The following is a 3,045-nucleotide window of genomic DNA, read 5'->3' as shown; positions in this document are numbered from 1 at the left end:
GGTAGTAACCCGTTTAGTCAGTCTATCTTTAATTTGTTTCATTTCATTTGTTATGATGTATTTTTTGCACATAAGAATACCCTCACAATTTATATGTGATAAAGATTTGCTAAAATTTGGAATGGAAGATTTGAAAGAGGGGCGCCCCCACAACGCCCGCGCATTCAATTATGCTGCTTTATTTGTGCTTGGTTCACTACCATCAACATCATCACAAATTTTTTGATTGCCATTAATGACAGCATTGCCAGAGATTTTTACATCTTCAGTTCTAGCCCAGCCATCAGTAAAGGGCTTGCTATAAACTACCGCATTATCGTAAACCCTTGCATTGCCAAAAACCTTTACATTCTTATAAATAATAGCTCTATCAGAAACATATGCATGATCATAAATATAAACACTGCTATCAATACGAGCATTACCGCAGATTTTTGCATTGCCATAAATCTTACCATTCACATGTGCACTACCAGAAACTTGTGCATTATCAGAAACACAAGCAAAAAAAGCGAGCTGTGCATTTTCACAAACAACAGCATTGCCACTAACAATACCATTTACCATTGCGTTATCGCAAATTTTCGCATTTTCAAAAATCTTAGCATTATGAAAAACCTGAGCATTATTCATAATAACAGCGTTGCCAGATACTTTAGAACTTCTAAAAACACGTGCATTATTACGCACTTGTACATTGTCAGAAACAACGGAATCTGTAGCAACCAAGGCATCATCATATACCCAGCAATTGCCATCATGAGAAAGATTGCTTTCCTTTTCTACAAAACCACCAAGATCACCAGCCTTAACATCAGCAAAGTCTCTTAATGCACGAATAGGATAAAGCCTTACAATCTTTTTAATCACGTTATCTCTAATTTCTATACTTTCATTTGTAAGCTCATATTTTTTTAGATACAGTTGTATTGGCCATAGGTAACTCCCTAATCTAATATTCGATAAATTTTTAAATGAAATGTTTTAAAGAGGGGCGCCCCCGCCGCGCCCGCGCATTTATTTACGCCGCTTCATTTTCATATTGGCTGTCATCATCATCATAATACCCTTCACAATCATCATAATATTCATGACGATAATAATCATCTTCACTACCAAATTCTGGATATGCATCATCACAGATATCTTCATTAGCAGTTAAAGAGGCATTACTATGGATATAAGAATTGCCAGAGATAAGAGCATCACAAATAACGGCATCATCGAATACACGCGATTCATCACAGATGTAAGCAGAACCACTTATTTTTGCATTGCCACCGACATGGGCATTATCACAAATGACAGCATCATCAGAAATATGGGCATGATCAGTGATACGAGCGTTATCATAAATTTGTGCATTGCCATAGACATCAACAAAAAAGCTTTTTACTTTTGCATTGCCAAAAACGCGTGCATTTTGAAAGACACGGGCTTTATTATAAACCCAGCAATTACCCTCATGAGAGAGGTTATCTTCCTTTTCAATATAGCTCCCCAGATCGCCTTTTTTGACATCAGCAAAATCTCTTAAAGCACGAATGCGTGTTAAGAAATGACCATCTATATATTCACCATCATTAATAAATTCGTATTTTTTCGCAGGCTCTTGTTTGTTATTAGATGCGGTTGCATTTGCAATTTTAGAGGAAATTGTAGTGTTTTTTGCTATAGTTGTCATAACTAAATCCTTAACGTAAAATTGTTTTTGATTGACACCCTATAATGGTGCCGGGCGCTCAAAAACACGGCGTTAAGTCCGTCGTTACACTTTTCTCATAAAGAGTATTGTATAGTGTAACCACACCCGACAAAATCGTTATATGCTTTCTATAGCATAAAAGAAAGTCAGTATTTTAAAGGCATGGGAGAGGTTGTTTCGTAACCTATCCGCTTAACGAAAGTGTTTTTGAAGCACTTGAGTATTTATATAACAAAATACGTATTTATTGTCAATGATTGTTTTATCTTTTTTGATATTTTTTGTATTTTTTAAAATGCATTGTGTATACATATTATCATATGCTTATCAATTATTGCTACCTTATTGTCATCTATTTGACTCTATATTACGAAATTTGGTTATTTACCTATTTTTGCCTTCATAATATTTAAAAACGCTCTTATTATGCGTATTTTTAACTTTATAAAGCATGCTTATTTTATAGAATGATTTTTGTGGATTTTGTTTAAAGGATTTGTAATTTAAACAACATTAATAGGCACCGCGCCTTTATTAAGCAACGCATTTTCATTTGCATTTTGCTTTATTCAAAACTGCTGTTTTATGCATTCTTTATAGCTGCTATATTCTTTATAGCCATGGCATCATTTTTCATTTTCATAAGATAAACGATAAATAGGATAAGTGTGGTTTATTGCCTATTAAGAATGAGAAGTACCGTTTCTACCAATTCCACTGATCTCATCTTCATCTTATAAAGGTTGATGATGTTTTTATTCTCCAAATCGCTTATCCAACAAATTTCTTTCTTCCCTAGAAACAACAGATATTTTTATTTGTACGAGGGATACCTTGACATCACTTTCACCCCAAAGATGCGATTTCATATCAACTTCCAAGTTTGAACGTGATTGTAAATGAAAAAGCATTTTATAGTGTCAAGATAAAAAATACTGCTCTGCTCCTGACCTTTGTGCCCCTCTTTTTTTACCTCAACAATTGCCACATCTTATAAATTATTGAAAAAAATGCATACTTGCTTTTGTGCATAGTTTTGGCTATTACGCTGAGACTGACTTTCGTCTAATTAATTTATGTAAGGCTATGCCGCATTAGCTCAGTTGGTAGAGCACATCATTCGTAATGATGGGGTCGCTGGTTCGAATCCGGCATGCGGCACCGCTTTTTGCTTTTAACGCATTGAAATATATAGATTTTCTCTTTAATTATCTGTTTTAAGACCACCTTTTAGTCCACCTATTACAGTTTATACAATTTTATCTAATTTGTTGTTATTTGTTCCTTATTTTTCTCTGGAGTAAAGGCTAAGATCTCTTTTTTTCTCCACCTTACTGCTC

At 34.4% G+C, this 3,045-nt stretch carries 2 protein-coding genes, 1 tRNA gene and 1 pseudogene; 1 reads left to right on the top strand and 3 read right to left on the bottom strand.

What is annotated here, in order from left to right; genetic code table 11:
- Positions 1–168 precede the first annotated feature (168 nt).
- Both ABD915_RS09140 and ABD915_RS09135 read right to left on the bottom strand, forming a co-directional pair.
- Complete coding sequence (locus ABD915_RS09140; protein WP_345117574.1) at positions 169–870, bottom strand: hypothetical protein; 702 nt, start codon at positions 868–870, stop codon at positions 169–171.
- A gap of 151 nt (positions 871–1,021) precedes the next feature.
- Positions 1,022–1,684 carry an LbetaH domain-containing protein gene (locus tag ABD915_RS09135; RefSeq protein ID WP_345117572.1) on the bottom strand — a complete coding sequence of 221 codons (663 nt, stop codon included), beginning with the start codon at positions 1,682–1,684 and terminating at the stop codon, positions 1,022–1,024.
- Positions 1,685–2,793: 1,109 nt separating this feature from the next.
- Between ABD915_RS09135 and ABD915_RS09130 the strand changes: the two genes are divergently transcribed.
- A tRNA-Thr gene (locus tag ABD915_RS09130) sits at positions 2,794–2,866 on the top strand.
- A 102-nt stretch (positions 2,867–2,968) separates the two neighbouring features.
- Here the strand turns inward: ABD915_RS09130 and ABD915_RS09125 are convergent.
- A pseudogene (locus ABD915_RS09125) lies at positions 2,969–3,045 on the bottom strand (helix-turn-helix transcriptional regulator); the annotation flags it as partial.

This window comes from Bartonella jaculi, assembly GCF_039543045.1.
Classification (GTDB): Bacteria; Pseudomonadota; Alphaproteobacteria; order Rhizobiales; family Rhizobiaceae; genus Bartonella; species Bartonella jaculi.
Note: the sequence above shows the minus strand (reverse complement) of the source record. Positions and strands in the feature narration are given on the sequence as shown.

Bases quoted from the DNA above. Each gene is read 5' to 3' on its own strand.
- ABD915_RS09135 (WP_345117572.1), bottom strand. From the start codon at position 1,684: ATGACAACTATAGCAAAAAACACTACAATTTCCTCTAAAATTGCAAAT.